Annotated in this window: 21 protein-coding genes; 12 read left to right on the top strand and 9 right to left on the bottom strand. The window is 66.7% G+C overall.

Annotation, left to right across the window (positions count from 1 at the left end):
* Nucleotides 1-2: 2 nt before the first annotated feature.
* Nucleotides 3-1262, bottom strand: a complete 1260-nt coding sequence (locus AC5P7I_RS01500; protein ID WP_075076078.1) for a type II secretion system F family protein — start codon at nt 1260-1262, stop codon at nt 3-5.
* 355 nt (nt 1263-1617) lie between these two features.
* Here AC5P7I_RS01500 and AC5P7I_RS01495 point away from each other — a divergent pair, with 355 nt between their 5' ends.
* The 3 genes from AC5P7I_RS01495 (at nt 1618) to pilB (ending at nt 4474) form a co-directional block, all read left to right on the top strand.
* Nucleotides 1618-2031, top strand: coding sequence for a pilin (locus AC5P7I_RS01495; protein ID WP_075076079.1), 414 nt, complete (start codon nt 1618-1620; stop codon nt 2029-2031).
* An 80-nt stretch (nt 2032-2111) separates the two neighbouring features.
* A complete protein-coding gene (locus AC5P7I_RS01490) occupies nt 2112-2519 on the top strand; it encodes a pilin (protein WP_075076080.1) in 408 nt (135 codons plus the stop codon).
* Nucleotides 2520-2743: 224 nt separating this feature from the next.
* Nucleotides 2744-4474, top strand: a complete 1731-nt coding sequence (pilB, locus tag AC5P7I_RS01485) for a type IV-A pilus assembly ATPase PilB (protein ID WP_014648200.1) — start codon at nt 2744-2746, stop codon at nt 4472-4474.
* Between the two features lie 94 nt (nt 4475-4568).
* On the opposite strand, the gene AC5P7I_RS01480 is transcribed toward pilB, so the two are convergent.
* Nucleotides 4569-5942, bottom strand: a complete 1374-nt coding sequence (locus AC5P7I_RS01480; protein ID WP_014648199.1) for a sigma-54-dependent transcriptional regulator — start codon at nt 5940-5942, stop codon at nt 4569-4571.
* Between the two features lie 60 nt (nt 5943-6002).
* Nucleotides 6003-7616, bottom strand: coding sequence for a sensor histidine kinase (locus tag AC5P7I_RS01475; RefSeq protein ID WP_014648198.1), 1614 nt, complete (start codon nt 7614-7616; stop codon nt 6003-6005).
* A gap of 405 nt (nt 7617-8021) precedes the next feature.
* Between AC5P7I_RS01475 and sucC the strand changes: the two genes are divergently transcribed.
* The 3 genes from sucC to AC5P7I_RS01460 all read left to right on the top strand — a co-directional run bounded on the left by sucC (nt 8022) and on the right by AC5P7I_RS01460 (nt 11903).
* Nucleotides 8022-9191 carry an ADP-forming succinate--CoA ligase subunit beta gene (gene sucC, locus AC5P7I_RS01470; RefSeq protein ID WP_004154430.1) on the top strand — a complete coding sequence of 390 codons (1170 nt, stop codon included), beginning with the start codon at nt 8022-8024 and terminating at the stop codon, nt 9189-9191.
* 20 nt (nt 9192-9211) lie between these two features.
* Entirely contained in the window at nt 9212-10087 is an 876-nt protein-coding gene (sucD, locus tag AC5P7I_RS01465) for a succinate--CoA ligase subunit alpha (protein ID WP_005410793.1), read from the top strand.
* A gap of 181 nt (nt 10088-10268) precedes the next feature.
* Entirely contained in the window at nt 10269-11903 is a 1635-nt protein-coding gene (locus AC5P7I_RS01460) for an NAD+ synthase (protein ID WP_262088078.1), read from the top strand.
* 142 nt (nt 11904-12045) lie between these two features.
* On the opposite strand, the gene AC5P7I_RS01455 is transcribed toward AC5P7I_RS01460, so the two are convergent.
* Together AC5P7I_RS01455 and AC5P7I_RS01450 are read right to left on the bottom strand one after the other, a co-directional pair.
* Entirely contained in the window at nt 12046-13248 is a 1203-nt protein-coding gene (locus AC5P7I_RS01455; RefSeq protein WP_262088077.1) for a lipase family protein, read from the bottom strand.
* Between the two features lie 199 nt (nt 13249-13447).
* Nucleotides 13448-14335, bottom strand: a complete 888-nt coding sequence (locus AC5P7I_RS01450) for an outer membrane protein assembly factor BamD (protein ID WP_032960726.1) — start codon at nt 14333-14335, stop codon at nt 13448-13450.
* 113 nt (nt 14336-14448) lie between these two features.
* Here AC5P7I_RS01450 and rluD point away from each other — a divergent pair, with 113 nt between their 5' ends.
* Genes rluD through AC5P7I_RS01430 form a run of 4 tightly spaced genes read left to right on the top strand, consistent with a single transcriptional unit; the run spans nt 14449 to nt 17147 of the window.
* The gene (gene rluD / locus AC5P7I_RS01445) at nt 14449-15438 is read left to right on the top strand and encodes a 23S rRNA pseudouridine(1911/1915/1917) synthase RluD (protein WP_014038257.1); all 990 of its coding nucleotides are present in this window, start codon (nt 14449-14451) and stop codon (nt 15436-15438) included.
* Nucleotides 15438-16208 carry a peptidoglycan editing factor PgeF gene (gene pgeF / locus AC5P7I_RS01440; RefSeq protein ID WP_262088076.1) on the top strand — a complete coding sequence of 257 codons (771 nt, stop codon included), beginning with the start codon at nt 15438-15440 and terminating at the stop codon, nt 16206-16208. The genes rluD and pgeF overlap by 1 nt, the downstream gene beginning before the upstream one ends.
* Nucleotides 16209-16228: 20 nt before the next feature.
* A complete protein-coding gene (locus tag AC5P7I_RS01435; RefSeq protein WP_227864456.1) occupies nt 16229-16735 on the top strand; it encodes a DUF4166 domain-containing protein in 507 nt (168 codons plus the stop codon).
* Nucleotides 16710-17147, top strand: a complete 438-nt coding sequence (locus AC5P7I_RS01430; protein ID WP_262088075.1) for a thiol-disulfide oxidoreductase DCC family protein — start codon at nt 16710-16712, stop codon at nt 17145-17147. The genes AC5P7I_RS01435 and AC5P7I_RS01430 overlap by 26 nt, the downstream gene beginning before the upstream one ends.
* A gap of 70 nt (nt 17148-17217) precedes the next feature.
* Here AC5P7I_RS01430 and otsA read toward each other — a convergent pair whose 3' ends face one another.
* The 4 genes from otsA to AC5P7I_RS01410 form a co-directional block, all read right to left on the bottom strand.
* The gene (gene otsA / locus AC5P7I_RS01425) at nt 17218-18582 is read right to left on the bottom strand and encodes an alpha,alpha-trehalose-phosphate synthase (UDP-forming) (RefSeq protein WP_014648191.1); all 1365 of its coding nucleotides are present in this window, start codon (nt 18580-18582) and stop codon (nt 17218-17220) included.
* A complete protein-coding gene (locus AC5P7I_RS01420) occupies nt 18579-20360 on the bottom strand; it encodes a glycoside hydrolase family 15 protein (RefSeq protein WP_032960733.1) in 1782 nt (593 codons plus the stop codon). Before AC5P7I_RS01420 ends, otsA begins: the two co-directional genes overlap by 4 nt.
* Nucleotides 20361-20401: 41 nt before the next feature.
* Nucleotides 20402-21160, bottom strand: coding sequence for a trehalose-phosphatase (gene otsB, locus AC5P7I_RS01415; protein WP_014648189.1), 759 nt, complete (start codon nt 21158-21160; stop codon nt 20402-20404).
* A 151-nt stretch (nt 21161-21311) separates the two neighbouring features.
* Entirely contained in the window at nt 21312-23747 is a 2436-nt protein-coding gene (locus tag AC5P7I_RS01410; RefSeq protein ID WP_495222137.1) for a TonB-dependent receptor plug domain-containing protein, read from the bottom strand.
* Nucleotides 23748-23962: 215 nt separating this feature from the next.
* Here AC5P7I_RS01410 and AC5P7I_RS01405 point away from each other — a divergent pair, with 215 nt between their 5' ends.
* Together AC5P7I_RS01405 and AC5P7I_RS01400 are read left to right on the top strand one after the other, a co-directional pair.
* Nucleotides 23963-24445, top strand: coding sequence for a DUF3574 domain-containing protein (locus AC5P7I_RS01405; RefSeq protein ID WP_005410781.1), 483 nt, complete (start codon nt 23963-23965; stop codon nt 24443-24445).
* Between the two features lie 36 nt (nt 24446-24481).
* Nucleotides 24482-25339, top strand: a complete 858-nt coding sequence (locus AC5P7I_RS01400; RefSeq protein ID WP_262088074.1) for an SH3 domain-containing protein — start codon at nt 24482-24484, stop codon at nt 25337-25339.
* The last annotated feature ends 51 nt before the right edge of the window (nt 25340-25390 follow it).

Here is a 25390-nt window from a genome sequence, read left to right as displayed (position 1 = left end):
GATTATCCGACGACGGAAGCGAGCTTGAAGATCGGCAGGTACATGCCGATGACCATGCCGCCGACGATGGTACCAATGATCACCATGATCACAGGTTCCAGCAGGCTGCTCAGGGCGTCAACGGCATTGTTGACCTCCTGCTCATAGTACTCGGCCACCTTGAACAGCATGGCGTCCAGGGCGCCCGCCTCTTCACCGATGCCGGTCATCTGGATGACCATGTGCGGGAACAGGGCGGTCTGCTTCATGGCCATGTTGACCGGGTAACCGACCGACACGTCGTCGCGCATGCGCAATACGGCATGCTCGTAAACCGTATTGCCGGTAGCACCGGCCACGATACTCAGTGCCTCCACCAGTGGTACGCCCGCCTTGAAGGTCACGGCGGTGGTACGGGCAAAGCGGGCGATCGAGCTGTTGTGCATGATCTGCCCAATGACCGGCAGCTTCAGTATCAGCCGATCTATGCTGTGCTGCAGTTTCGGTGAACGCTTATAAGCGGCGATGAAGCCTACTACCGAGCCAATGATGACCAGCAGGATCAGCCACCACCATGAGACCATGAATCTAGACATGTTGACGATCAACTGCGTGAACGCCGGCAAGTCTGCACCGAAGCCTTTGAATACGTCTTCGAACTGCGGTACGACCCAGACCAGCAGGATGCCGCTGACCAGCAGGGCAACCGCAAGTACCATCGCCGGGTAGAACATCGCCTTCTTGATCTTGCCCTTCAGCGCCTCAATGTTCTCTTTATAGTTGGCAACAGTGTCCAGCACCGTCTCCAGGACACCGGCGCCTTCACCGGCCCGTACCAGGTTGCGGTAGAGCTCGTCGAACTGTACCGGGTACTTGCTGACAGCCTCATAGAGCGACGAGCCGCCCTCGATGTCGGTGCGCAGGCCATCCACCATCTTCTTCATGCGCGGGTTCTTGTGCCCGTTCGCGATGATGTCCAGCGACCCCACAATGGGTACGCCTGACTTCATCATGGTGGCCATCTGCCGGCTGAAGAAAGCGATTTCCTTGGGTGTGATCTTGCTCCCGGCCGCGCCAAACAGCGGCTTGGGCTTGGGTTTGACCACGCCGGGATTTATGCCCTGGCGGCGTAGTTCAGCCCGCAGCAGGTTCGCGTTCTTCGCGGCCTGCTCCCCTTTCATCTTCACGCCCCGCTTGTCGGTCCCCTCCCAGACAAACGGCTGCAGTTCCGTGGTGCTGCGCGCCACGGGCTCCTTCTTGATCGCACTGCGACTGACAGACATATCGGCTCCCCAAGACCCGCCATCCCCAGGCGGGCGTCTAGCCGTCGATGGTAGCGGGTTCATGCCCGTCTGGGCAGTTGCCAAGGGGCCCATGATGCGAATTCGTGCCGGTTGCCGGCCAAAGGTGACGCACTGCGTCACATTGCCGCGTCCATCGCAGATTCGCATCCGGGGGGTTCCCATCCGTGAAATAGCTGCCATCATGGGCGCGGGGAAATCCAGGGGGAGGCGTGCCGGGGTTGGCACGCAACCTGCGTTGATCCACCCGCAGGGGGCAGGACCCGCTCAGCTGGCCGCTGGTCAGACCGATCCTGACTTCTGAAATCAACCACCACTTATCTTGGGGATGTACCAAATGAAGAACCAGAAGGGCTTCACCCTTATCGAACTGATGATCGTCGTTGCGATCATCGCCATCCTGGCCGCCATCGCCCTGCCGATGTACCAGGACTACGTGGCCAAGTCGCAGACTGCGGCGGGCCTGGCCGAAGTCACCAGCGGCAAGACCGCTGCTGAGGTCGCACTCAACGAAGGCAAGGATTTCGCTGATCCGGCTGACATCGGTCTGAAGGTTTCGACCCGTTGCCCGACCGTCACCGTGAAGGGCACCGCGTCTTCCGGTGCAGCGTCGATCGCCTGCACCCTGGCTGGTAACTCTCAGGTGAAGGACAAGACCATCACCCTGACCCGCGCCACTGCTGACGGTACTTGGACCTGTGCCACGACCGTACTGAAGAAGTACGCCCCGACGGGCTGCACCGGCGCCTAAAGCGCTCCGGAAGAAGCCCCGCGAAAGCGGGGCTTCTTTCGTTTGGAAGGGCGATAACTCACTCATGAGCTGGGGGAGCCATGAAGCGAACTAGGGGTTTCACACTGATCGAGCTGATGATAGTAGTTGCCATCATTGCCATCCTGGCAGCTATTGCATTGCCGATGTATCAGGATTACGTGGCCAAGGCTGATTTGGCTGCAGCTTTGTCGGATATCCGGCCGGGTAAGACCACGATGGAGTCCGTTGCCCAGGACAACCAGAACGCATCTCTGGTTAACGCGGAATACATTGGGCTCAAGCCGAGTACGAGGTGTTCTGCGGTTTCAGCGGAACTGGCGGCGACGGGCGTGGGCAGTATCACGTGCACTCTCGTTGGAGGGGCGCCAGTATCGGGCAAGAACTTGGTCCTCCGTCGCGCAGCCGACGGCACTTGGACCTGCGACGGCAGCGCCTTCGAAGCGCGCTATCGCCCAACCGGCTGTTGATCACACTTCGGCCTGCCAATGGGATGTTGGCGGGCCGTTGACGGGGCTATCATCCCCGGGGGAGTCAGGATCGTGCCTGCCGGGCTGGGAGTGCCGGGCGAGGCAGTCATGCTGAAGGATTGGCGTCGTCGTCGGCCATCGGGTCGCGGCAGGTTCTGCTGCCCTGTGCGGTGCCTCTGGAAGGCGCGCCGCACTGCCTGACCCATGATGAGCCAAGGATCCATATGAACGCCGTAACCACCGCCAATCTCGTCGGCATCACCGGCCTGGCCCGTCGCCTGGTCCAGGATGGTGCGCTGGACGAGGCTTCCGCCCGCGACGCCATGGCCAAGGCCGCTGCGGCCCGGCAGCCGCTGCCGACCTGGTTCGCGCAGAACAAGGTGGTCGGGGCGGCCCAGTTGGCGGCGGCCAACGCGGTCGAGTTCGGCATGCCGCTGTTCGACGTGTCCACGTTCGACGCCAGCCAGAACGCGATGAGCCTGGTCAGCGAGGAGCTGCTGCGCAAGCACAACGTGCTGCCGCTGTTCAAGCGCGGCGGCAAGCTGTTCGTGGGTACCAGCAATCCGACCCATTCGCTGGACGAGATCAAGTTCCACACCAATCTGGTGGTGGAGCCGATCCTGGTGGATGAAGACCAGATCCGCCGCACGCTCGAGCAGTGGCATGCCAGCCATGACACGCTGGGCGACGCGCTGGGCGGTGACGACGATGGCATGGGCAACCTGGATGTTGCGGCCGGAGACGAGGATCTCGGCGCCGGTGGCGACTCCGGCATCGATGCCAAGGGTGATGACACCCCGGTGGTGAAGTTCGTCAACAAGGTACTGGTGGACGCGATCCGCAAGGGCGCCTCGGACATCCACTTCGAGCCCTATGAAGACGACTATCGCGTGCGCCTGCGCATCGATGGCCTGCTGAAGATGGTCGCGCGCGCGCCGGTGAAGCTGAACCAGCGCATCGCCGCGCGCCTGAAGGTGATGGCGCAGCTGGACATCGCCGAGAAGCGCGTGCCGCAGGACGGACGCATCAAGCTCAACCTGTCCAAGACCAAGCAGATCGACTTCCGCGTTAGCACGCTGCCGACCCTGTTCGGCGAGAAGGTGGTGCTGCGTATCCTGGACGGCAGCGCGGCCAAGCTGGGCATCGACAAGCTGGGTTACGAGCCGGACCAGCAGAAGCTGTTCCTGGACGCCATCCACAAGCCCTACGGCATGGTGCTGGTGACCGGCCCGACCGGTTCGGGCAAGACGGTGTCGCTGTATACCGCGCTGGGCATCCTCAACGACGAGACGCGCAACATCTCCACCGCCGAAGACCCGGTGGAAATCCGCCTGCCCGGCGTCAACCAGGTGCAGCAGAACAACAAGCGCGGCATGACCTTCGCCGCGGCATTGCGCTCGTTCCTGCGACAGGATCCGGACATCATCATGGTCGGCGAAATCCGCGACCTGGAGACGGCCGAGATCGCGATCAAGGCGGCGCAGACCGGCCACATGGTGCTATCCACGCTGCACACCAACGATGCACCGCAGACCATCGCGCGCCTGATGAACATGGGCATCGCGCCGTACAACATCACCAGCTCGGTGACGCTGGTGATCGCCCAGCGCCTGGCGCGCCGGTTGTGCAACAACTGCAAGCGCCCGGCCAACCTGCCCGAACATGCGTTGCTGGCCGAGGGCTTTACCCAGGCGCAGCTGGATGCGGGTATCGAGCTGTACGAGGCGGTCGGCTGTGACGAGTGCACCGAGGGGTACAAGGGCCGCACCGGTATCTACCAGGTGATGCCGATGACCGACGAGATCGCCACGATCGTGCTGGCCGGTGGCAATGCGTTGCAGATTGCCGAGGCCGCACAGCAGATCGGGGTGAATGATCTGCGCCAGTCGGCGTTGAAGAAGGCGGCGGCGGGTGTCACCAGCCTGGCCGAGATCAACCGCGTTACCAAGGATTGAGGTCGATCCACGCCATGCGTGGATGCCGCGATTCATGAGGTTGCCGGCCAGCGGCCGGCACTACCCGTTGGTGGCCCGCGTCGGGGCCCTGACCTTACTCCATCCCCAGCTTCTTCAGCTTGTAGCGCAGCGCGCGGAAGGTGATGCCCAGCTGCGCGGCGGTGCGGGTCTTGTTCCAGCGGTTCTCTTCCAGCGCGCGCTGGATGGCGCTGCGCTCGAGCTGTTCGATGTACGAGGGCAGGGCGGCGCTGCCGGGCTGCAGGTCCACCACGGCCTCGGCGTGTGCTGCGCTGCCGGGCGTGCGCGGGGCATGCTGCGGCAGGCGCAGGTCGTCGGCGCCGATGCGGTCTTCTTCGGCCAGGGCCAGCGCGCGTTCCAGGATGTTCTCCAATTCGCGCACGTTGCCAGGGAAGGCGTACTGGGCCAGTGCGTCCAGCGCCGACGGCGCCAGCAACGGCGTCGGGCGGCCATGGCTGCGGGCCAGCCGTGCCAGTACCGATGCGGCCAGTTCCGGCAGGTCCTGGCGACGCTCGCGCAGCGGCGGCACCCTCAGTTCGATCACGTTGATGCGGTAGTAGAGGTCGTGGCGGAAGCGCCCGTCCTCGACCAGCTCGGCCAGGTCCTTGTGGGTGGCCGAGAGGATGCGCACGTCCACCGGCTCCTCGGTAGCCGCGCCCACCGCGCGCACTGATTTTTCCTGGATCGCGCGCAGCAGCTTCACCTGCATCTGCAGCGGCAGCTCGGCCACTTCGTCGAGGAACAGGGTGCCGCCATGCGCGGCCTGGAACAGCCCGGGCTTGTCGGCGTGGGCGCCGCTGAAGCTGCCTTTGCGGTGGCCGAAGAATTCGCTTTCCATCAGCTCGCCGGGAATGGCGCCGCAGTTGACCGGCACGAACGGGCCGGCCGCGCGGGCGCCCTGGGCGTGGATGGTTCGTGCGACCAGCTCCTTGCCCACGCCGGATTCGCCGAGGATGTAGACCGGCGCCTGGCTGCGCGCGACCTTGCCGATGGTGGTACGCAGCACGTCCATGGCCGGCGAATCGCCGAGCAGGCGTGCGCCCTGTTCGGCGGCGGGGCCGGGTGCAGGGCGCTCGGTGTTGTTCAGTTCCAGCGCGTGCTTGACCAGGCCGCGCAGCACGGCGATATCCACCGGCTTGCTGACGAAGTCGAAGGCGCCGGCCTTCAGCGCTTCCACGGCCAGGTCCATGCTGCCGAAGGCGGTGATCATCGCCACTGGCGTGCGCGGGTAGTGCTGCGCGATCTCGCTGACCAGCTCGATGCCATTGCCGTCCGGCAGGCGCATGTCGGTGATGCACAGGTCGTACGGATTGCTGGCCAGCAGTTCGCGCGCTTCGGCAAGGTTGGCTGCCGTACTGATGCGCAGCCCCATGCGGCCGAGCGTCAGTACCAGCAGTTCGCGGATGTCGCGTTCGTCGTCGACGACGAGGGCGCTGCGGGTTTCGTTCATGGGCGTGAAAGATAAACGAGGGGGCTGGAAGCGACAAATGTTTGACGCACAGAATCGAGATCAGGTGGGCAACAGCGTATGCGGGCCGGGCAGCACCAGGCGGAAGCAGGAGCCTCCAGCGGGAACCGGGATGTAGTCCAGCCGCGCCTGGTTGGCCCGGCACAGCTCGCGGGCGATATACAGGCCCAGCCCGGTGCCATGCTCGGACGTGGTGAAGAACGGTCGGAACAACTGTGCGGCCACACTCTCGGGAATACCGGGGCCACGGTCCATCACGTCGATGACCGCACTGCGCTCGTGCTGCGCCACGCGCAGGCGCACCCGCGCCGGCTGCTGGCCGATGCGGCCATATTTGAGCGCGTTGTGCACCAGTACGGTCAGCACCTGGTAGAGGTGCTTGGTGTCGACCTGGGCCAGCACCGAGGTGTCGTTGATGATCGGCTCGATGCTGTCGGTCTCCAGCGTCTGGCCCTGCTTGTACTCCAGCACGAAGCGGCGCACGAAGGCCGCCAGGTCGACGTTCTCCGGCGTGGCGCGCTCGCGCCGGGCCAGGCCCAGCACGCTTTCGACGATGCCGTTGGTGCGCTGGCACTGCTGGCGGATGATCTGCAGCAGGCGGCGGTCGCTTTCGTTGAAGCCGGTGCCTTCTTCCAGCAGCTGCACCGCGTAGTTGATCGCGGCCAGTGGGTTGCGGATCTCGTGGGCGAGGCTGGCCGAGAAGCGGCCCATCGCCGACAGGGTGAGCGATTCGGCGCGGCGCGAGACCACGCTGGAGTCGTCCAGGAACACCAGGGCCAGGTCGCTGCCGGCCAGCAGGCGGGCAAAGCGCGGCTGCACTTCGGGCTGGTCGGGGTTGAGCTGCAGCGGTAGTTCGTCCTGCGCCCAGCCATTGCGCCAGCGCTGCAGGCGACGGGCGAGTTCCGGGGCGGCGCTGGCCAGGTCCAGGCGGCCGCTTTCGCCGCTGCCATCACTGTCACCGAGCAGCATCGAGGCCGCCTCGTTGGCCAGGGTGACGCGGTTGTCGGCGTCGACCACCAGCACGCCGGTACGCATGCGGCGGATGATCAGCTCGTTGATCTGGAACAGGTTGGCCACTTCATCGCCGCGCTGGTTGGCCAGCTGCTGGTTGCGGCGCGCGCGGCTGCCGACCTGGTAACTGATGAAGGCCAGCGCCAGGTAGCTGGTGGCGAACATGGCCAGTTCGGCCAGGGTACGGGTGGGATCGCCGCCTTCCAGCAGCTTCCAGGTGTACTCCACGCCGGTGGCGAGGCTGGCGGCCAGGGCCAGGCCCAGCCCCAGGCTGAGCGGCAGCAGGGTGGCGGCGGCGGCGATGTTGAACAGCAGCGACATCGAGATGCCGGCGCTGGCACCGGGCAGGGCATGTGACAGCAGGGTGGCGGCGACGATGTCCACCAGCACGCCGCTGACCACGATCGGGCGCAGCCAGCGTTCGTTGCGGCCGATCACCAGGGCCAGCAGGGACAGCACCAGGTAGATGGCGGCGACGGTGTCGGCCAGCCGCGGGTGGTGCGCTTCGCCGACCATGGCCGACAGCGGGCTGTAGAGCAGGGCGGCGATGACCGAGGCGATCAGCACCCGGTACAGCGCGAAGAAATACAGCTCACGCCGCGGAATCGATTCGATGCGGTCGATCAATGAAGCACTGGGTGACACGCCGGAACTCCCCTTCTGGCTGCCTGGGTCTGGAATCTGCGGCAGGCCTGCCCGGCGTCCCCTGAGGCCGGGCGGGCACGTCGCTTCGATGTGGCCTGCGGTGGAAGCAGCAGGGCAAGCCCGACTCTACACACCTTGGTCGGCCAGTATAGGGCCCCGGGCAGGGCGCCGCCGGAGCCGCCCGGATCGCGCATTTGGCCCGGGATGGATACCGGTGGCCAGTGGGCCGCCGGGCGCAACTGCCTGAATGACGGCGGAAATCTGGCCGGGTCTGGCGTTTTGTACAGACTTCTTTGCGCCCCGGCGCCGGCTCGGCCACAATAGTGGGCCCGCCGCGGTCCATGCCGGCGCCCCGCCGGGGCCCTGAGGAATTGCGTGCGGTCGTTCCTATTCCCACGGTGACGCATGAATTTCCACGAATACCAGTCAAAACAACTGCTTGCCGAGTACGGCATCCCGGTCCCGGCCGGCAAGGTCGCTGCGACCCCGGACGAAGCGGTTGCCGCTGCCAACTCCCTGGGCCAGGGCCCCTGGATGGTCAAGGCGCAGATCCACGCTGGCGGCCGCGGCAAGGCTGGCGGCGTCAAGTTCTGCAAGACCACCGACGACGTGAAGGCCGCTGCGGCCAAGATGCTCGGCACCAAGATGGCCACCTACCAGACCGCAGGCGTTGAACTGCCGGTCAACCTGGTGCTGGTGACCACCGCCGGCGAGATCGTCAAGGAACTGTACCTGTCGGTGCTGGTCGACCGTGGCACCAAGACCATCACCTACATCGCCTCTTCGGAAGGCGGCGTGGAAATCGAGCAGGTCGCTGCTGAAACCCCGGAGCTGATCCACTCGCTGAACGTCGACTTCGTCGAAGGCGTGCAGGGTTACCACGGCCGTGATTTCGGCTTCAAGCTGGGCCTGACCGCCAAGCAGGCCGGCCAGTTCGCCAGCATCATGGTGAACCTGTACCGCCTGTTCAACGAAAAGGACCTGGCCCTGGTTGAAATCAACCCGCTGGCCATCCTGGACGACGGCAACCTGTACGCGCTGGACGGCAAGTTCGACAGCGACGACAACGCCGCGTTCCGCCAGAAGGCCCTGGTCGCCATGCGCGACAAGACCCAGGAAGATCCGACCGAAGTGATCGCTTCGGAGCTGGACATCAACTACGTCACCATGGACGGCAACATCGGCTGCATGGTGAACGGCGCCGGCCTGGCCATGGCCACCATGGACGTCATCAAGCTCAACGGCGGCGAGCCGGCGAACTTCCTGGACGTGGGCGGCGGTGCCAACAAGCAGCGCGTCATCGAAGCGTTCAAGCTGATCCTGTCCTCGGACAAGGTCGAAGGCATCTTCGTCAACATTTTCGGCGGCATCGTCCGCTGCGACATGATTGCCGAAGGCATCATCGCCGCCGTGAAGGAAGTGGGCGTCAAGGTTCCGGTCGTGGTGCGCCTGGAAGGCACCAACGTGGAAGAAGGCAAGCAGCTGCTGCGCGACAGCGGCATGGCCATCATCCCGGCTGACAACATCAACGATGGCGCCAAGAAGATCGTTGAAGCTGTCAAGAACGCTGCCTGATTCGACACCAAGGAATTCCCATGTCTGTTTTGATTAACAAGAACACCAAGGTGATCGTGCAGGGCTTCACCGGCCAGCAGGGCACCTTCCACGCCACTCAGATGATCGAGTACGGCACCCAGGTTGTTGGCGGCGTGACCCCGGGCAAGGGTGGCACCACCCACATCGACCTGCCGGTCTTCAACACCGTTGCCGACGCCGTGCAGAGCACCGGCGCCAACGCTTCGGTCATCTACGTGCCGCCGCCGTACGCGGCCGACGCGATCCTGGAAGCCGCTGCTGCCGGCATCAAGGTCATCGTCTGCATCACCGAAGGCATCCCGGTGCTGGACATGCTGCGCGTCAAGAACGTGCTGACCCGTTCGCATCCGGACACCGTGCTGATCGGGCCGAACTGCCCGGGCGTCATCACCCCGGGTGAGTGCAAGATCGGCATCATGCCGGGCCACATCCACCAGCCGGGCAAGATCGGTATCGTGTCGCGTTCGGGCACCCTGACCTATGAAGCGGTCAAGCAGACCACCGAAGTCGGCCTGGGCCAGTCCACCTGCATCGGCATCGGTGGTGACCCGATCAACGGCCTGAACTTCGTCGACTGCCTGAAGCTGTTCAACGAAGACCCGCAGACCGAAGGCATCATCATGGTTGGCGAGATCGGCGGTGACGCTGAAGAAGCCGGCGCCGAGTACATCAAGAACCACGTGAAGAAGCCGGTCGTCGGTTTCATCGCCGGTGCGTCGGCTCCGGCCGGCAAGCGCATGGGCCACGCGGGCGCGATCGCCTCGGGCGGCAAGGGCACCGCGGAAGGGAAGTTCGCCGCCATGGAAGCTGCCGGTGTTGTCACCGTCCGCTCGCCGGGCGATCTGGGCGCTGCCATCGCCAAGCTGGTGAAATAAGATCGACTGCCTCCGGCAGACGATGCTGTAGAGCCGGCCGCTGGCCGGCTGCTTGAACACAGAAAGGCCGCCTCCGGGCGGCCTTTCTGCGTCTGGTGTGGGGCCAGATCCCTTTTGCTACGCAAAACGGATCTGACCCCGGCGTTACAATGGCGGCATTGCAACCACAGGCTGGAATCCCATGGCTTCGATCCGCATCGCGATGGCGCAGTTCGACTTCCCGGTCGGCGATGTCGCCGGCAACACCGAGCGCATCATCGAGATGATCGGCCAGGCGCGCGACGAGTACGGCGCCGAGCTGGTGATGTTCCCCGAGCTGGCGGTGAGCGGCTACCCGCCGGAAGACCTGCTGCTGCGCCCGGGCTTCCTGTACGAGTGCGAGCAGGCGATGGCCCGCATCGCTGCCGCCTGCCGCGGCATCACCGCCGTGGTCGGCTGGCCGCAGGCGGCTGGCGCGGTGGTTTACAACGCCGCCAGCGTGCTGCGTGACGGCCTGGTCGAGCAGACCTACCGCAAGCGTGAGCTGCCCAACTACGCCGTGTTCGACGAGCGCCGCTACTTCGATGTCGATCCGGATGGCGGCAGCTGCGTGTTCGAGGTCAACGGTATTCCGGTTGGCCTGCTGATCTGCGAGGACCTGTGGTTTGCCGAGCCGCTGGCCGACACCATGCGCGCCGGTGCGCAGCTGGTGGTGGTGCCGAATGCTTCGCCGTACGAGCGTGGCAAGCATGCCCAGCGCGACGCCGTGCTGGCTGCACGTACCCGCGAGAGCGGGGCGGCCATCGCTTACCTCAACGTGGTTGGCGGCCAGGACGCGCTGGTGTTCGACGGCGCCTCGGTGGTGGCCGACGGTGATGGCACGGTGCACCCGGCCGCTGCTGCCTTCGTCGACCAGTGGCTGGTGGTGGAGTACGACGGCGCCACCCGCCGCTTCATGCCGCACGTGTGGATGGACGACGGCGACGAGAGCATGGACGCGCTGGCCTGGCGCGCGGTGACCCGTGGCATCCAGGACTACTGCCGCAAGAACGGCTTCAAGAAAGTGTGGCTGGGCCTGTCCGGCGGCATCGACTCGGCGATCGTGCTGGCCATGGCGGTCGACGCGATGGGCGCGGAGAACGTAACCGCCGTGCGCCTGCCGTCGCGCTACACCGCGGGCCTGTCCAACGACCTGGCGGCCGAGCAGTGCCAGGCGCTGGGCGTGAAGCTGGAGGCGGTGTCGATCGAGCCGGCGTTCAAGGGCCTGATGGAAGCGTTGGCGCCGATGTTCGAGGGCACCGCGCCGGACGTGACCGAAGAGAACCTGCAGTCGCGCAGCCGCGGGGTGATCCTGATGGCGCTGGCCAACAAGTTCGGCGGCTTGCTGCTGACCACCGGCAACAAGAGCGAGTACGCGGTCGGCTACGCCACCATCTACGGCGACATGTGCGGTGGCTATGCGCCGCTGAAGGACCTGTACAAGACCGAAGTGTTCGGCCTGTCCAAGTGGCGCAATACCGTGGGCGGCGCGCCGGTGATCCCGCCGGCGGTGATCAGCCGCCCGCCGTCGGCCGAGCTGCGCGAGAACCAGCTGGACCAGGATTCATTGCCGGCTTATGACGTGCTGGACGGCATCCTGTACCGCTACATCGACCAAGAGCAGTCGCGCACGGAGATCGTGGCGGCCGGCTATGACGCGGCCGTGGTCGACCGCGTGCTGCGGCTGGTGCGCATCAGCGAGTGGAAGCGGCACCAGGCCGCGCCGGGGCCGAAGGTCTCGCGCCGCGCCTTTGGCCGCGAGCGTCGTTACCCGATCAGCAACGGCTACAAGGGCTGAGGCAGCGGTTGGCAGGTAGTGCCGGCCGCTGGCCGGCAACGCCCTATAGCGCGTATCCACGCATGGCGTGGATCTACTGCATTCGGTAGTGCCGGCCGCTGGCCGGCAACTTCCTGGATCGCGTATCCGGCATGGCGTGGATCTACCGGGCTTCGTCGAGCCGTTGTTCGAGGCCTGCGATCTCCGCAGCGTCGTTGAAGTGGTCGCCCTCCAGTCGTGCACGCACGAACGCCAGGGCATCCGCCGCCGCCGCATCCAGCGTGCCGCGATGATCGACCGGGTAGCGCCGGAACGCGACCGGCTCGCCTCGCACGGCCAGGCTTGCGGCGTACAGCAGGGTGGTCAGATAGGGCACGTCGCGGTCCTCGCTGCCATGGGCCAGCATCAGCGGCTGGCTGAAGCCGCGGCGCGGTACACCCAGATAGTCGTACAGCACCGCCCAGATGCCCGGCACGCTGGTCAGTGGTGCAGTAAACATGCTGCCGGTATCGGCGCCGTCCAGCGTGGCGGTCAGTTCGCTCAGGCACTGCTCGCGGGCCACTGCCACACGGGCACGGCCTGCGTCGCTGAGGACGCGGTCGATCTGAGGCGCGGCCTGCAGCAGGCCGTCGAGCAGATACGCGTGATATGCGTTGGGTGCGCCAGGATTGGCGGTGCGGTTGCCGGGATTCATCACCAGCGCGGTCAGTTCGACTGCGGTGGGCGTTCCGGCGGTGAAACTGCCGCGGTATTGCAGGGATGGGCCGCCATGGGAGGCGGCCAGATGGCCTGCTGTCAATGCGGCCGCGCCCCCCTGCGAATATCCGACCGAGACCCAGCGCGGCGACAATGTTGCCGTACCCAGGTACTGGCGGCTGGCCTTGACCATGTCGATGGCGTTGCGCGCCGCGGTACGCACGTGCAGGTAGGCATGATTGCCTGGGCTGCCCAGGCCCTGGTAGTCCGCGGCGGCGACGGCATAGCCCTGGGCCAGGAACACGTCCAGGAAGCGTCCGTCGCGTTCGGCATGGGTGGGGCCGGAGACCGAGGGCGCACAGCGATCCGCAATGCCCTGGGTGCCATGTGCCCAGGACACCACCGGCCACCCGCCCGCAGGCGCCGCGCCGGCGGGCAGGTACAGCAGGCCGGTGCCTTCGGCCAGCTGGCCGCGGTGGTCCGGGGTGCGGTAGTGCAGCTTGTAGGCCTGCGCGGCCTTCGACGGCACCCATGACGCGCGATAGGGGGCAGCAGACAGCAGATCGCCCGGCGCGGCCGGTGCAGCAGCCAGGGGGCGCGGGGACAGCGCCAGCAGGGCGGTGGCGATGAGGCAGGACAGGGGACGGAAACTGCAGCGCAGTGGGGCCATGGGACGCTCCGTGATGGCCGGTGTGGCCGTTGCGCCGCAGTGTGGAGCGCCTCGCCCAGGCGGGCTGCGACCGGCGTCGCATCCGCGCTGGATTCGTAGCATTCCTAGGTGCCGGCCCCGGCGCGGGGAGGCGGATGAGGAAAGCAGTCGAGCGTGGCTCGACTCCACAAAGAAGAAGGGCCCCTTTCGGGGCCCTCTCTTACTTCTTCTCCAGTCGCGCGTTGCGCTGGCCCGTGCTGGCGGACTTCTCGCCGGCGAACGGGTTCAGCTTGCGGATCATCCACGGGTACTTCGGCCACTTGCCTTCCAGCCACGGGTGATCCGGCTGGTTCAGCTGCAGGACGCGACGGGCGTCGTCGGCCAGGGTCTTGTTGCCCAGGTGGGTGTAGGAATCGGCCAGCACGGCCACGGCGTCGTACTGGAAGGCGCTCTGCGGGTAGGTTTCCAGCAGGTAGTTGGCGCGGCCCACGGCCGAGACCCAGGCGCCGCGGCGCATGTAGTACAGGGCGTTGTCCAGCTCGTGCTGGGCGAACACGTCACGCAGCTCCAGCATGCGCTGGCGCGCATCGGCGGCGTAGCGGCTGTTCGGGTAACGATCAACCACGATGTTGAAGTCCGAGTACGCCTGGTGCGGCGTGGACAGGTCGCGGCGGCTGGCATCCAGCGACCATACGCGGCGCAGGAAAACCGTACTGCGGTTGGAATTGGCCAGGCCGCGCAGGTAGTACAGGTAGGCGATGTTGCGGTGCGTCGGGTAGGTGCGGATGAAGCGGTCGATGCTGGAGACGGCGTCATCGTGCTTGCCGGCCTTGTACTGGGCGTAGGCGGTTTCGATCATCGCCTGCTCGGTGTACGGGCCATACGGATACTGGGCCACCAGGCGGCGGAAGCTGGCTTCGGCGCCGCTCCAGTTGCCGCCCTGCATCAGCTTGTGGCTTTTCTCGTACAGCTGTTCGACCGGCACGCCTTCGTCGGGGCGATCACCCTTCTTGGCGCCGCGGTGGCAGCCGGTTGCGGCGATGACCAGCACCAGCAGCAGGGCGGTGAGGCGGACGGGCGCGGAGAGCATGGCGGAGCGTCGGATCATGGGGTCGAGGCGGGACGCGGCTGGAATACGAAGGGTCGATGATAGCCTAGTGTCCTGTCCAGCGACTGAAACCGGCCGCCGGGACCCCAAAATTTCAAAGAATGCCCCCTGCCATGTCTGAACAACCCTCTGAATCGGCCCGCCAGGCCATCGTCCCCGACACCGCCGCCGGCCGTCGTTTCGATGCCGTCGTGGCCGAACTGTTCCCCGAATATTCGCGTTCGCGCCTGACCGAGTGGATCAAGTCCGGTGACGTCCTGCTGGACGGCGCCCAGGTGCGCCCGCGCGATCCGCTGCGCGGCGGCGAGGTGGTGACCCTCCACGTGGTGCTGGAAACCCAGACCGACGCCCAGCCGGAGGACATCCCGCTGGACGTGCTGTTCGAGGACGAGCATGTGCTGGTGATCAACAAGCCGGTCGGCCTGGTGGTCCACCCCGGCGCCGGCAACCACAGCGGCACCCTGGTCAACGCGCTGCTGTTCCGCGACCCGTCGGTGGCGGTGCTGCCGCGCGCGGGCATCGTGCACCGCCTGGACAAGGACACCAGCGGCGTGATGGTGGTGGCCAAGACCCTGGAAGCGCAGACTGCATTGGTCGAGCAACTGGCGGCCCGTGACGTGCACCGCCAGTACCTGGCCATCGTGATGGGCGCGCTGGTGGCAGGCGGTACCGCCGATGCCCCGATCGACCGCCACCCGCGCGACCGGCTGAAGATGGCGGTGCGCGAAGACGGCAAGGAAGCGGTGACCCACTACCGCCTGCGCGAGCGCTTCCGTGCGCACACCGCGCTGGAGTGCCGCCTGGAAACCGGCCGTACCCACCAGATCCGCGTGCACATGGCACACGTGCGCCATCCGATCATCGGCGACCCGCTGTACGGCGGTGCGCTGAAGCTGCCCAAGGGTGCCAGCGACGAGCTGGTGGCCGCGCTGCGCGGCTTCAAGCGCCAGGCCTTGCACGCCGAGACCCTGGAGTTCATGCATCCGATCACCGGTGAGCCGGTGCGCAATACCGCGCCGGTGCCGGAGGACATGCTGCACCTGATGAAGGTGCTGCGCGAAGACAGCGAAGCCTTCGCCGCCCGCGAGCGGGATCGCTGGTGATGGCCGCCGCGCTGCCGTTGCTGCAGGCGGACTGGCCGGCGCCGGCAGGCGTCCATGCGCTGACCACGCGCCGGCATGGCGCGGGCATCTCGCCGGCGCCGTTCGCGCAGTTCAACCTCGGCAACCGGCACGCGGCCGATGGTGATACCCCGGCCAACGTGGAGCACAACCGCAAGCTGCTGCAGGAGGGGCTGGCACTGCCCTCGGCACCGCACTGGCTGCGCCAGGTGCACAGCAGCACCGTGCTGCGCTTCACCGCGCCGCCGGTGGCTGGCGCCAGCGAACCGGTGGCCGACGCCGCGGTGACTTCGGTGCCGGGCGTGGTGCTGGCGATCCTGACCGCCGACTGCCTGCCGGTGGTGTTTGCCGCGGCCGATGGCAGCGAGGTGGGCGCGGCCCATGCCGGCTGGCGTGGACTGGCTGACGGCATGCTGGAGGCCACGGTGGCCGCCCTGCAGACGCCGCCGGCGCAGCTGCGGGCCTGGCTGGGCCCGGCCGCCGGGCCGTCCGACTATGAGATCGGCGAGGAGGTCTATCACGCCTTCGTCGGCCATGATCCGGCCGCCGAAGCGGCGTTCGTGGCGACCCGGCCGGGCCACTGGAAGGTGGACCTGTTCGCGCTGGCGCGGCAGCGGTTGCAGGCGGCGGGGATGGACCCGGCGCAGGTGTATGGCGGCACGGTGTCGACCATGGCCGATCCTGACCTGTATTCGCACCGGCGCGACCGTCGTACCGGGCGCATGGCGACCCTGGCCTGGATCGCGCCCTGACCCCGCCGCTGTTTGCGCGGGTGCTGGGGCCGGCCTTCGCCACCCTGGCAGCGCCGGTGCAGGCGCTGCATGCCGCGCCGTTGCCCTGCCGTTACGTGGGGCAGGCGCGCATCGTGAGGGGGCGGCACTGGCTGGTGCCGCTGCTGGCCGCGTTGGCGCGGCTGCCGAAGGACGGCGACGCGCTGCCCACCGAAGTGGCGTTCAGTGCACGCGGGCAGGGCGAGCAGTGGGCGCGACGGTTCGACCGCTGGCCGATGGTGTCGCGGCTGTGGGCGCACGAAGGGCTTCTGCGCGAGCAGCTGGGCGCGGTGCGCTTCGAGTTCGCGTTGCAGGCCCGCGAGGGTGGCATCGACTGGTCGGTGCGGCGGGTCTGGGCGTTCGGGCTGCTGCCGCTGCCGACGCGTTGGTTCGGCGGTGTGCGCTGCCGTGAAGCCTGGCGCGGCGAGCGTTACACTTTCCGGGTTGATGTGAGGTTGCCTTGGGTGGGAGCCCTGATCCGCTATGAAGGCTGGCTCGAACCACAGTGACGGCGCCGCCGGGACTGGCAGCGCGGTGATCGTGTTCGACGGCGTGTGCGCCCTGTGCAACCGCTGGGTGCGCTTCCTGCTGCGTTTCGACCGCAAGGGGCGCTACCGTTTTGCGGCGATGCAGGGGCAGCAGGGCAGCGCGATGTTGCGCGCGCACGGGCTGGACCCGCAGGACCCGATGTCGTTCCTGCTGCTGGACGCGCAGGGCACCTGGACCGATACCGATGCCATCCTGCGTGTACTGGCCGGGCTGGGCGGTGGATGGCGCCTGAGCGGCGTACTGAAGGTGCTGCCGCGCGGCTGGCGGAATGCCGCGTATCGCGCGCTGGCCCGCAACCGCTACCGCTGGTTCGGGCGGCATGATGCCTGTCATCTGCCCGCACCGGAGCAGGCAGCGCGATTCCTGGATTGAAGAAAAAGGGGACGGAGGGGATTAAGTCGTTTGTGCACAAACGACTTAATCCCCTCCGTCCCCTTTTTCCTCAGCCTTCCAGTGCGTCCAGGTAGCTGCGCCGCCAGTGGTTGATGTCGTAGGTGCGCAGGTGCTCCATCATGGCGTGCCAGCGCTCCTTGCGCTTGCGCAGCGACATCGTCGCCGCGGTGGCGATTGCGTCGGCAACGCCATCCAGGTCGTGCGGGTTCACCAGCAGTGCCTGCTTGAGTTCGTCGGCGGCGCCGGCCAGCAGCGACAGCACCAGCACGCCCGGGTCCTCCGGGTCCTGCGAGGCCACGTATTCCTTGGCCACCAGGTTCATGCCATCACGCAGGGGCGTGACCAGCCCCACCGCCGCTGCACGGTAGAAACCGGTGAGGGTGGCATGGGTGAAGTTCTGGTTGACGTAGCGCAGCGGTGTCCAGTCCGGCTCGGCGTGGCCACCGTTGATGTGGCCGGCGATCTGCTCCAGCTGGCTGCGCAGCTGCCGGTACTCGGTGACATCACCGCGCGAGACGGGGGCGATCTGCAGGTAGGTCAGCGACCCGCGCTGGTCGGGATGGCGCTCAAGGTACCGTTCGAAGCCGAGGAAGCGCTCGGGCAGGCCCTTGGAATAATCCAGGCGATCAACGCCGATCGCCAGTTGGCGATCCCGCAGGCTGGCGCGCAGGTTCTTTACGGCGGCCTTGGTGGCGGCGGTACCGGCCTGGCGCGCGATCAGCTCGGTGTCGATGCCGATCGGGAACGCCGCCGCGCGGAAACGACGCCCGCCCGGTGCCTCCAGCTCGCCGTTGGCGAGTACCCGACCGCCGCCGAACAGGCGCAGGTAGGTCTGGAAGCGATCGGCGTCGCGCTGGGTCTGGAAGCCCACCAGGTCATAGGCGTAGAGCGCGGAGAACAACCGCAGGTGGTCGGGCATCGCCTGCAGCAGGTCGGCCGAGGGCATCGGGATGTGCAGGAAGAAGCCGATGCGGCAGCCGATGCCACGCTCGCGCAGCAGTGCGCCAAGCGGGATCAGGTGATAGTCGTGGATCCAGACGATGTCATCCTCGCGCAGCAATGGCGCGAGCTTGTCGGCGAACAGGGCGTTGACCTTGTGGTAGGTCTCGCGGGTGGCACGGTCGTAGTCGACCAGATCCAGGCGGAAGTGCAGCAGCGGCCACAGCGTGCGGTTGGCAAAGCCGTTGTAGTAGCCGTCCACCTCGCGCTTGCTCAGGTCCATGGTGACGTAGTCGATGTCACCGTCTTTCTGCCTGTGCAGCGTGCCGCTGCCGTCCTTTACCGTCTTGCCGCTCCAGCCGAACCACAGGCCGCCGCGTTCCTTCAGGGCGGCCAGCAGGCCGACAGCCAGGCCGCCGGCGCGGTTCTCGCCGGGTACGGCCACGCGATTTGAAACCACCACCAGACGACTCACGATGCCTCCTGCCAGGACCGCGACAGGCGCATCGCGGCAGTGATCAGGCCGACGTGCGAATAGGTCTGCGGGAAATTGCCCCAGGCCTCGCCGCTGTCGAAGGCCAGATCCTCCGACAGCAGGCCCAGGTGGTTGCGCTGCTTCAGCAGCAGCTCGAACATCTCGCGCGCCTCGTCCATGCGCCCGATCGCCGCCAGCGCATCGATGTACCAGAACGTGCAGATGGTGAAGCTGGTTTCCGGCTCACCGAAGTCATCCGGCGCGACATAGCGGTACAGCGAATTGCCATGCTTGAGGTCGCGGCCGATCGCATCGACGGTGGCGATGAAGCGGGCGTCCATCGCATCGATGAAGCCGATGTCGGCCAGCAGCAGGAGCGAGGCGTCCAGGCGATGGCCGCCGAAGGTATCGGTGAAGTGGCCCAGTTCCTCATTCCAGGACTCGGCCATGATGCGCGCATGGATGGTGTCGGCGCGCTCGCGCCAGTAGTGTGCACGGTCATCGCGCTTCAGGCGCACGGCGATCTTGCACAGGCGGTCGCAGGCGGCCCAGCACATCGCGCTGGTGTAGGTGTGTACCTCGGTGCGGCCACGGAACTCCCACAGGCCCGCATCGGGCACGTCATGCAGGGCGAAGGCCTGTTCGCCCAGCGGTTCGAGGCGGGCGAATGTGTGCGCGTCGCCGGGATCCTGCAGGCGGCGGTCGAAGAACAGCTGCGTGGAGGCCAGCACCACGCTGCCGTAGACATCGTGCTGGCGCTGCACCCAGGCCAGGTTGCCACGGCGCACCGGGCCCATGCCGCGGTAGCCGGACAGGCTGGGCACTTCGTCTTCGTCCAGCTTGGCTTCAAAGCCGATGCCATACAGCGGCTGCAGCGTGCCGTCGGTGGTGGCCAGGTTGAAGATGTAGCCGAGGAACTGTTCCATCGTGCGCGTTGCGCCGAGACGGTTCAGTGCCCGCACCACGAAAGCCGCGTCGCGCAGCCAGCAGTAGCGGTAGTCCCAGTTGCGCACGCTGCCGGGTGCTTCCGGAATGGAGGTGGTCATCGCCGCGATGATCGCGCCGCTGTCCTCGTACTGGCACAGCTTCAACGTGATCGCACTGCGGATGACCGCGTCCTGCCACTCCAGTGGAATGGACAGGTAGCGCACCCATTCGCGCCAGTAGTCGCGGGTGCGCTGGAAGGCTTCCTGCACGTAGCCGCTGATCGACCGGTTGAGTGACTCATCCACGCCCAGGATCAGGTGGATGGGATGGTTGAGCACGAACGGCAGGCCATCGCGCACGAAGCGCACCGGCACATCGGTGGTCAGCCGCAGCACGTGCTCCGGCAGGATCCAGCGCACATGGTTGCTGCCCCAGGTCGACTCTGGCACGCGTGCGCCCCAGTCGGCCAGCGGGCGCGCACGCACGGTGATGCGCGGGCTGCCAGCCAGCGGACGCACCTGGCGGATCAGGCTGACCGGCCGGTAGAAGCGGTCGTTCTGCCGCCAGCGGGGGGCGAAATCCAGGATTTCCAGTTCGCCGCCGTGCGCGTCGCGGAGCACCGTGCGCAGGATCGCCGTGTTGGTGAGGTATTCCTGCTCGCTGCTGGCGAAGTCTTCCAGCTCGATGGCGAAGTCGCCACCGGTCTGCTGGTTGGGGCCGAGCAGCGCACAGAAGGTAGGGTCGCCGTCGAAGGTGGGCAGGCAGCTCCAGACAACGCGGGCACGTTTGTCGACCAGGGCGCCGAAGCTGCCGTTGCCGACCACGCCCAGATCAAGATCGGGTTGGGTCATCACGCGGTACATCTCGGTTGCGGCCGTGGGGGTTGGCCGGGTCAATAGGCATTCTCACGCAGCCAGGCGTGCACGCTGCGTATGTCGGGCAGCGCGAACACCGCCGCGCTGGGTTCACGTTCACCCACCAGCACGCTCCAGCCATGCTGGCTGTTGGCGGCGTCGAAGCCGAATTCATCGGTGAGGTCGTCACCGAGAAACACCGGCAGGCGGCCGCGGAAGGGCAGGTACTGCATCATCCGGCGCACGGCACGGCCCTTGTCGGTGCCGACGGGCACGAACTCGACCACATGGTCGCCGGGTTGCAGGCGGTAACTGGCGCGGCCCCGCACGTGGCGATCGGCGAAGGCGCGCACATCACTTGCCGCGTGCGGCGCACCGCGCCAATGCAGGGCCAGGCCGACGCCCTTGTCTTCCACCAGCACGCCGGGATGGCCGTGGGCAAAGCGCATCGCCTGCTGGTGCAGCGCGTGCAGCCACTCGGCGGTGTCGTCGTCGTGTTCGTCGCGCAGCACACGACCATCCTCGCCGCGCAGTTCGTGCCCATGCAGGCCGGCGGCAGGCAGCTGGAGGGGAGCGAACAGCTGGTCCAGCTGTTCAAGCGGTCGGCCACTGACCAGTGCCACGGCGCCTTCCAGGCGGTCACTGATGCGGCCGATGGCTTCGCGCACATCCGGCAGGAGCTGCACGGCATCCGGTCGTGCAGCGAATTCGATGAGGGTGCCATCGACATCGAGGAACAACGCACAGGCGTCGTCCAGCAATGGCGGTGGCGGACGCAGGGGGAGCGGTTCAGCCATGACGACCAGCCTGCCAGCCTGGGCGTGTACGTGGGGTCGAGGGCAGGCTGCGGATCAGCTTCGGTGGGTGCCGACCGTTGGTCGGCACGGCAGGTCAGCCTGCATCCAGCCCAAACAGCGCGGACCAACGGTCCGCACCCACCCAATGCGATCAGAACGTATAGCGGACGCGGCCGTAGTAGTACGCGCCGTTGCTGCCGATCGGCGACAGCACGTCGTACGGCAGGTTGCCGAAGTAGTGGATATCGCTGTTGGATCGATCCGGGTAGTTGTCGGTCAGGTTCTGGCCACCGATCGCCACGCTCCATTGCGGGGTGATGCGGTACTCGACTTCGGCATCCAGCTGCCATTCGGCCTGGTAGGTCTGGCGCGGGATGTAGCCATCACCGAAGTTGAACACCCGGGTGGCGCTGCCGTAACGGTTCACGCGGGTGCTCAGCGACCAGTGGTCGTTGCTCCAGGCGGCCGAGAAGCTGCCACGCGTGCGCGGGGTGGCATCGGTCAGGGTGTTGGTCTCCTCGATGCCGAACAGTACGTAGTCCGGGTTCAGCGCGCGCAGCTGCGCCGGCGTGGCCAGCACATTCTTCAGCGTGGTCTTGGTGTAGGCGTAGGTGCCGGTCAGCAGCAGCTGGCCATCGCCCAGCGACTGCCGCCAGTTGCTTACCAGCTCGGCGCCACGGGTGCGGGTATCGGCGGCATTGACGAAGAAGCTGGCGCTCTGCAGGCCACTGACGCCGTAGCTGGCGGCCACGTAATCGGTCAGCGCATCGCCGGTGATGCTCTCCGACAGCGCGATGCGGTCGTCGATATCGATCTGGAAGAAGTCCAGCGACAGGTCGAAATGCTCGCCGATGCGGCTGGTGAAGCCCAGCGAGGTGTTGATCGACTTCTCCGGCTTCAGGTTCTGCGCACCCAGGCCACGCGCGATCGGATTGTTGACCGACAGCAGCCGGCCCTGCACCAGCTGGCCGCCGACGTTGTAGCCGGTGGAGGTGGATTCGTAGCCGATCTGCGCCAGCGACGGAGCGCGGAAATTGTTGGAGATGGCACCGCGCAGTGCGAACGCCGGGGTGAATTCGTAGCGCAGGCCGAGCTTGCCGGTCAGTTCGCCGCCAAAGTCGTCGTTGTGCTCGTAGCGCGCGGCCAGGTCGGTGGAGAACTTCTCGCCGAACTGGCTGGACAGGCTGGCATAGGCGCTGGCCACGTCGCGCGACAGGGTGGCGGCGTCCTGTGGGGTCAGGCCGCCACCGGCCTGCGAGCCGGTCGGGCGGTCGGTGTACGGGCCCGCCGCATAGCTGGCCGGGTCGCCGGGGCGGGTCTGGTAGCGCTCATGGCGCGCTTCCACGCCCAGGCCCAGCGTGTGGCTGATGCTGTCGCTCTGGGTGAACACGCGGCTCAGATCGAGGTTGCCCACGGTCTGCGCGTACTCGTAGTCGGCGGTCTTGAAGCGGGTCGGGCTGGTCGGGCCCAGCGACGCGTTGAGCGAATCACGCAGGCGGTAGGTGAAGTCGTTCTGGCCGTAATCCAGGCTGCTGTCGTAGCTCCACTCGCCCCACTGGCCGCGCACGCCGGCCACGGCCTGTACGTCGCGGTTCTCGCCTTCGGAGATCGGTCGGTAGCCGTTCGGATAGACCTGCTTCCAGTTGGCCTCGCCATCGGGATAGCGGAAGTAGTTGGCGCCTTCGGTATCGCGCTGGTTGAAGGTGCCGAACGCGTAGAACGTCGAGGTCTGGCCCACCGGAATCTCGGTGTTCAGCCACAGGTTGATGTCCTTGCTCTTGCCATCGCCCAGCACATAGTTGCGCTTGCCCTGCAGCGCCAGGTTGTCCGGCGTCTGGTCCCACGGCGGAATCTGGTCAAAGCCAGCGCGGTTGGTGCCGTTGCGGTGCTTGTATTCCAGGCCCACGCGCAGGAAGCCGCCGTCTTCGCCCAGCGAAGTGCCGACCTTGGCGCTGATGTTGCCGGTCTGGCCATCGGTGAGGGTGCGGCCGATCGGCTTGAGGTCGGTGTGGTTGGCACCGTAGCTGGCCTCGATCTCGCCGCCGTCGCCGCCGTTGTCGAGGATCACGTTGATCACGCCGGCCACGGCGTCCGAGCCGTAAAGCGCACCGGCACCGTCGCGCAGCACTTCGATGCGCTTGATCGCGCTGACCGGGATCGCATTGAAATCGACCGGGGTGGTGCCCTTGCCGATCTTGCTGTCGGTGTTGACCAGCGCGGTGTGGTGGCGGCGCTTGCCGTTGACCAGCACCAGCACCTGGTCGGGGGACAGGCCACGCAACTGTGCGGCGCGCACGTGGTCGGCGCCACCGGAGTTGGATTGGCGCGGGAAGTTGAACGACGGCAGCAGCGCCTGCAGCGCGCTGCCCAGTTCACCGTTGACCACGCCGGCCTTGCGGATGTCCTCGGCGGTGAGCACATCCACCGGCGAGGTGGATTCGAGCACGGTGCGATCGGCGGCGCGGGTGCCGGTGACGATCACGGTGTCCAGGTTGGTGGCGTCCTGGGCCAGGGCCGGGATGGCAGCGGAGGAAAGCGCGAGGGCGATGGCGAGGCCGAGCGGCGACGCGGGCAGGCGGGCGGACATGGAGGGCTCCAGCAACAACGACGACGGGGAAGGGGGAGATAGTTTCACTTACATCCATCCGGATGAAGCGATATATTATCTTCGCGTGATGGCCGGTGCCGATGCAAGTCCCTGCCGGTCCGGCATGAGCTGATGCCCGGTTGGCATCAGCACGCCGGGCCAGTGGCGCTGTACGCTGCCGGCTCGCCCTGTTCCCCTTCCCCGGAGCTGTACCGATGAAACACCTTGGCCTCGTCTTCGCCGTGCTGCTGGCCACCAGTGGCTGCGCCAGCCTCTCTTCGCAGGCGCCCAGCGCCTATGCCACGGCCACCACCGCCGAACTGAAGGGCGATGCCGCGCGTCCGTCCGCCGGCCACGGCTGGGTGCGCAGCGAGCTGTACTTCGGCGTAGGCGAAGAGCAGGGCGCCGGCAACCGCCCGCAGGCCGACACCATCAGCGAGGCGCAGTGGCGCACCTTCCTGGACAAGGAAGTGACCCCGCGCTTTCCGGATGGCCTGACCGTGTTCGATGCCTACGGCCAGTGGCTGTTCCGCGGTGATGCCTCGCCCAACCGTCTGCGCACCAAGGTGCTGGTGGTGCTGCACGAAGACACCCCGCAGCGCCGTGCCGATATCGAGGCGATCCGCCTGGCGTGGAAGCAGCAGACCAAGCACCAGTCGGTGCTGTGGTCGCGGCAGCCGGTCGAGGTATCGTTCTGAGTGGAAGGTGCCGCCGAGGTGCCGCAGGGAGCAATGATGAACTACAGGGAATGCATGCTCGGCCTGGTACTGGCAGGCGTGCTGGCACCGACGGCGCAGGCGGGTGGGGACGGCGGCGAAACGCTGCGCTTCCAAGTGGCCGCGCACGTGCAGGCGCACGCCGATCCCCAGCAGGACGGCAGCATCGCGGTGCAGCTGTCACCGTCAGGCAAGCGCCAGACGCTTGAGGGCGCGGCCGATGCCGACGGCAATTCGCGATGGTCGCTCGAAGATGTCGATTTCGATGGCTACCCGGAACTGGTCGCGCGCGCCTCGGTGGGCATGGTCAACGAAGCGGTGACGGTGTACCGCTTCGATCCGGCCAGTGCCGGGTTCCGCGCGCTGCAGGCCGATACCCACGGCAAGGACAGTTGCGGTGACCTCATGGGGCTTACGGTCGACCGTCCGAGCCGCACGCTGACCAGCAGCTGCCGCAGCGGCCCGATGTGGTACACCGATCAGTACCGGTTTGCAGGCGCGAAGCTCTATCTGTACCGCGCCGAGAGCGTGCTGATGCTGGGCGATACGTTGAACGCCGCGCTGCAGTGGGAACAGACCGGCGAGCAGGGCCCGCTGGCGGTCTGGCGCACCTATGATGCCGCCGGCCGGGTGCTGGAAAGTGCCATCGCCGATGGCCTGGGTGCACCGCCGGATGGACCGTTGCGTGGCCAGCAGGCCACCGTGGTACCCGCGCGGCTGTTCCTGTTCGATCGACCCGGCGCATCCAGCACCAGGCGTTACCTGGTGCAGGGAGACCGCGTGGAGATGCTGGATGAACAGGATGGCTGGGTGAAGCTGCGCTACCGCAACCCGAAGCAGGGCGCGGTGGAGGGCTGGATCAACGTCAACGATTGACTCGATCTCCGCCGGTAGTTTGCCTATCGAGGTGATGTGCGCCTTGCCCAC

The organism is Stenotrophomonas sp. YJH_SMC_138 (genome assembly GCF_059369855.1).
Note: the sequence above shows the minus strand (reverse complement) of the source record. Positions and strands in the feature narration are given on the sequence as shown.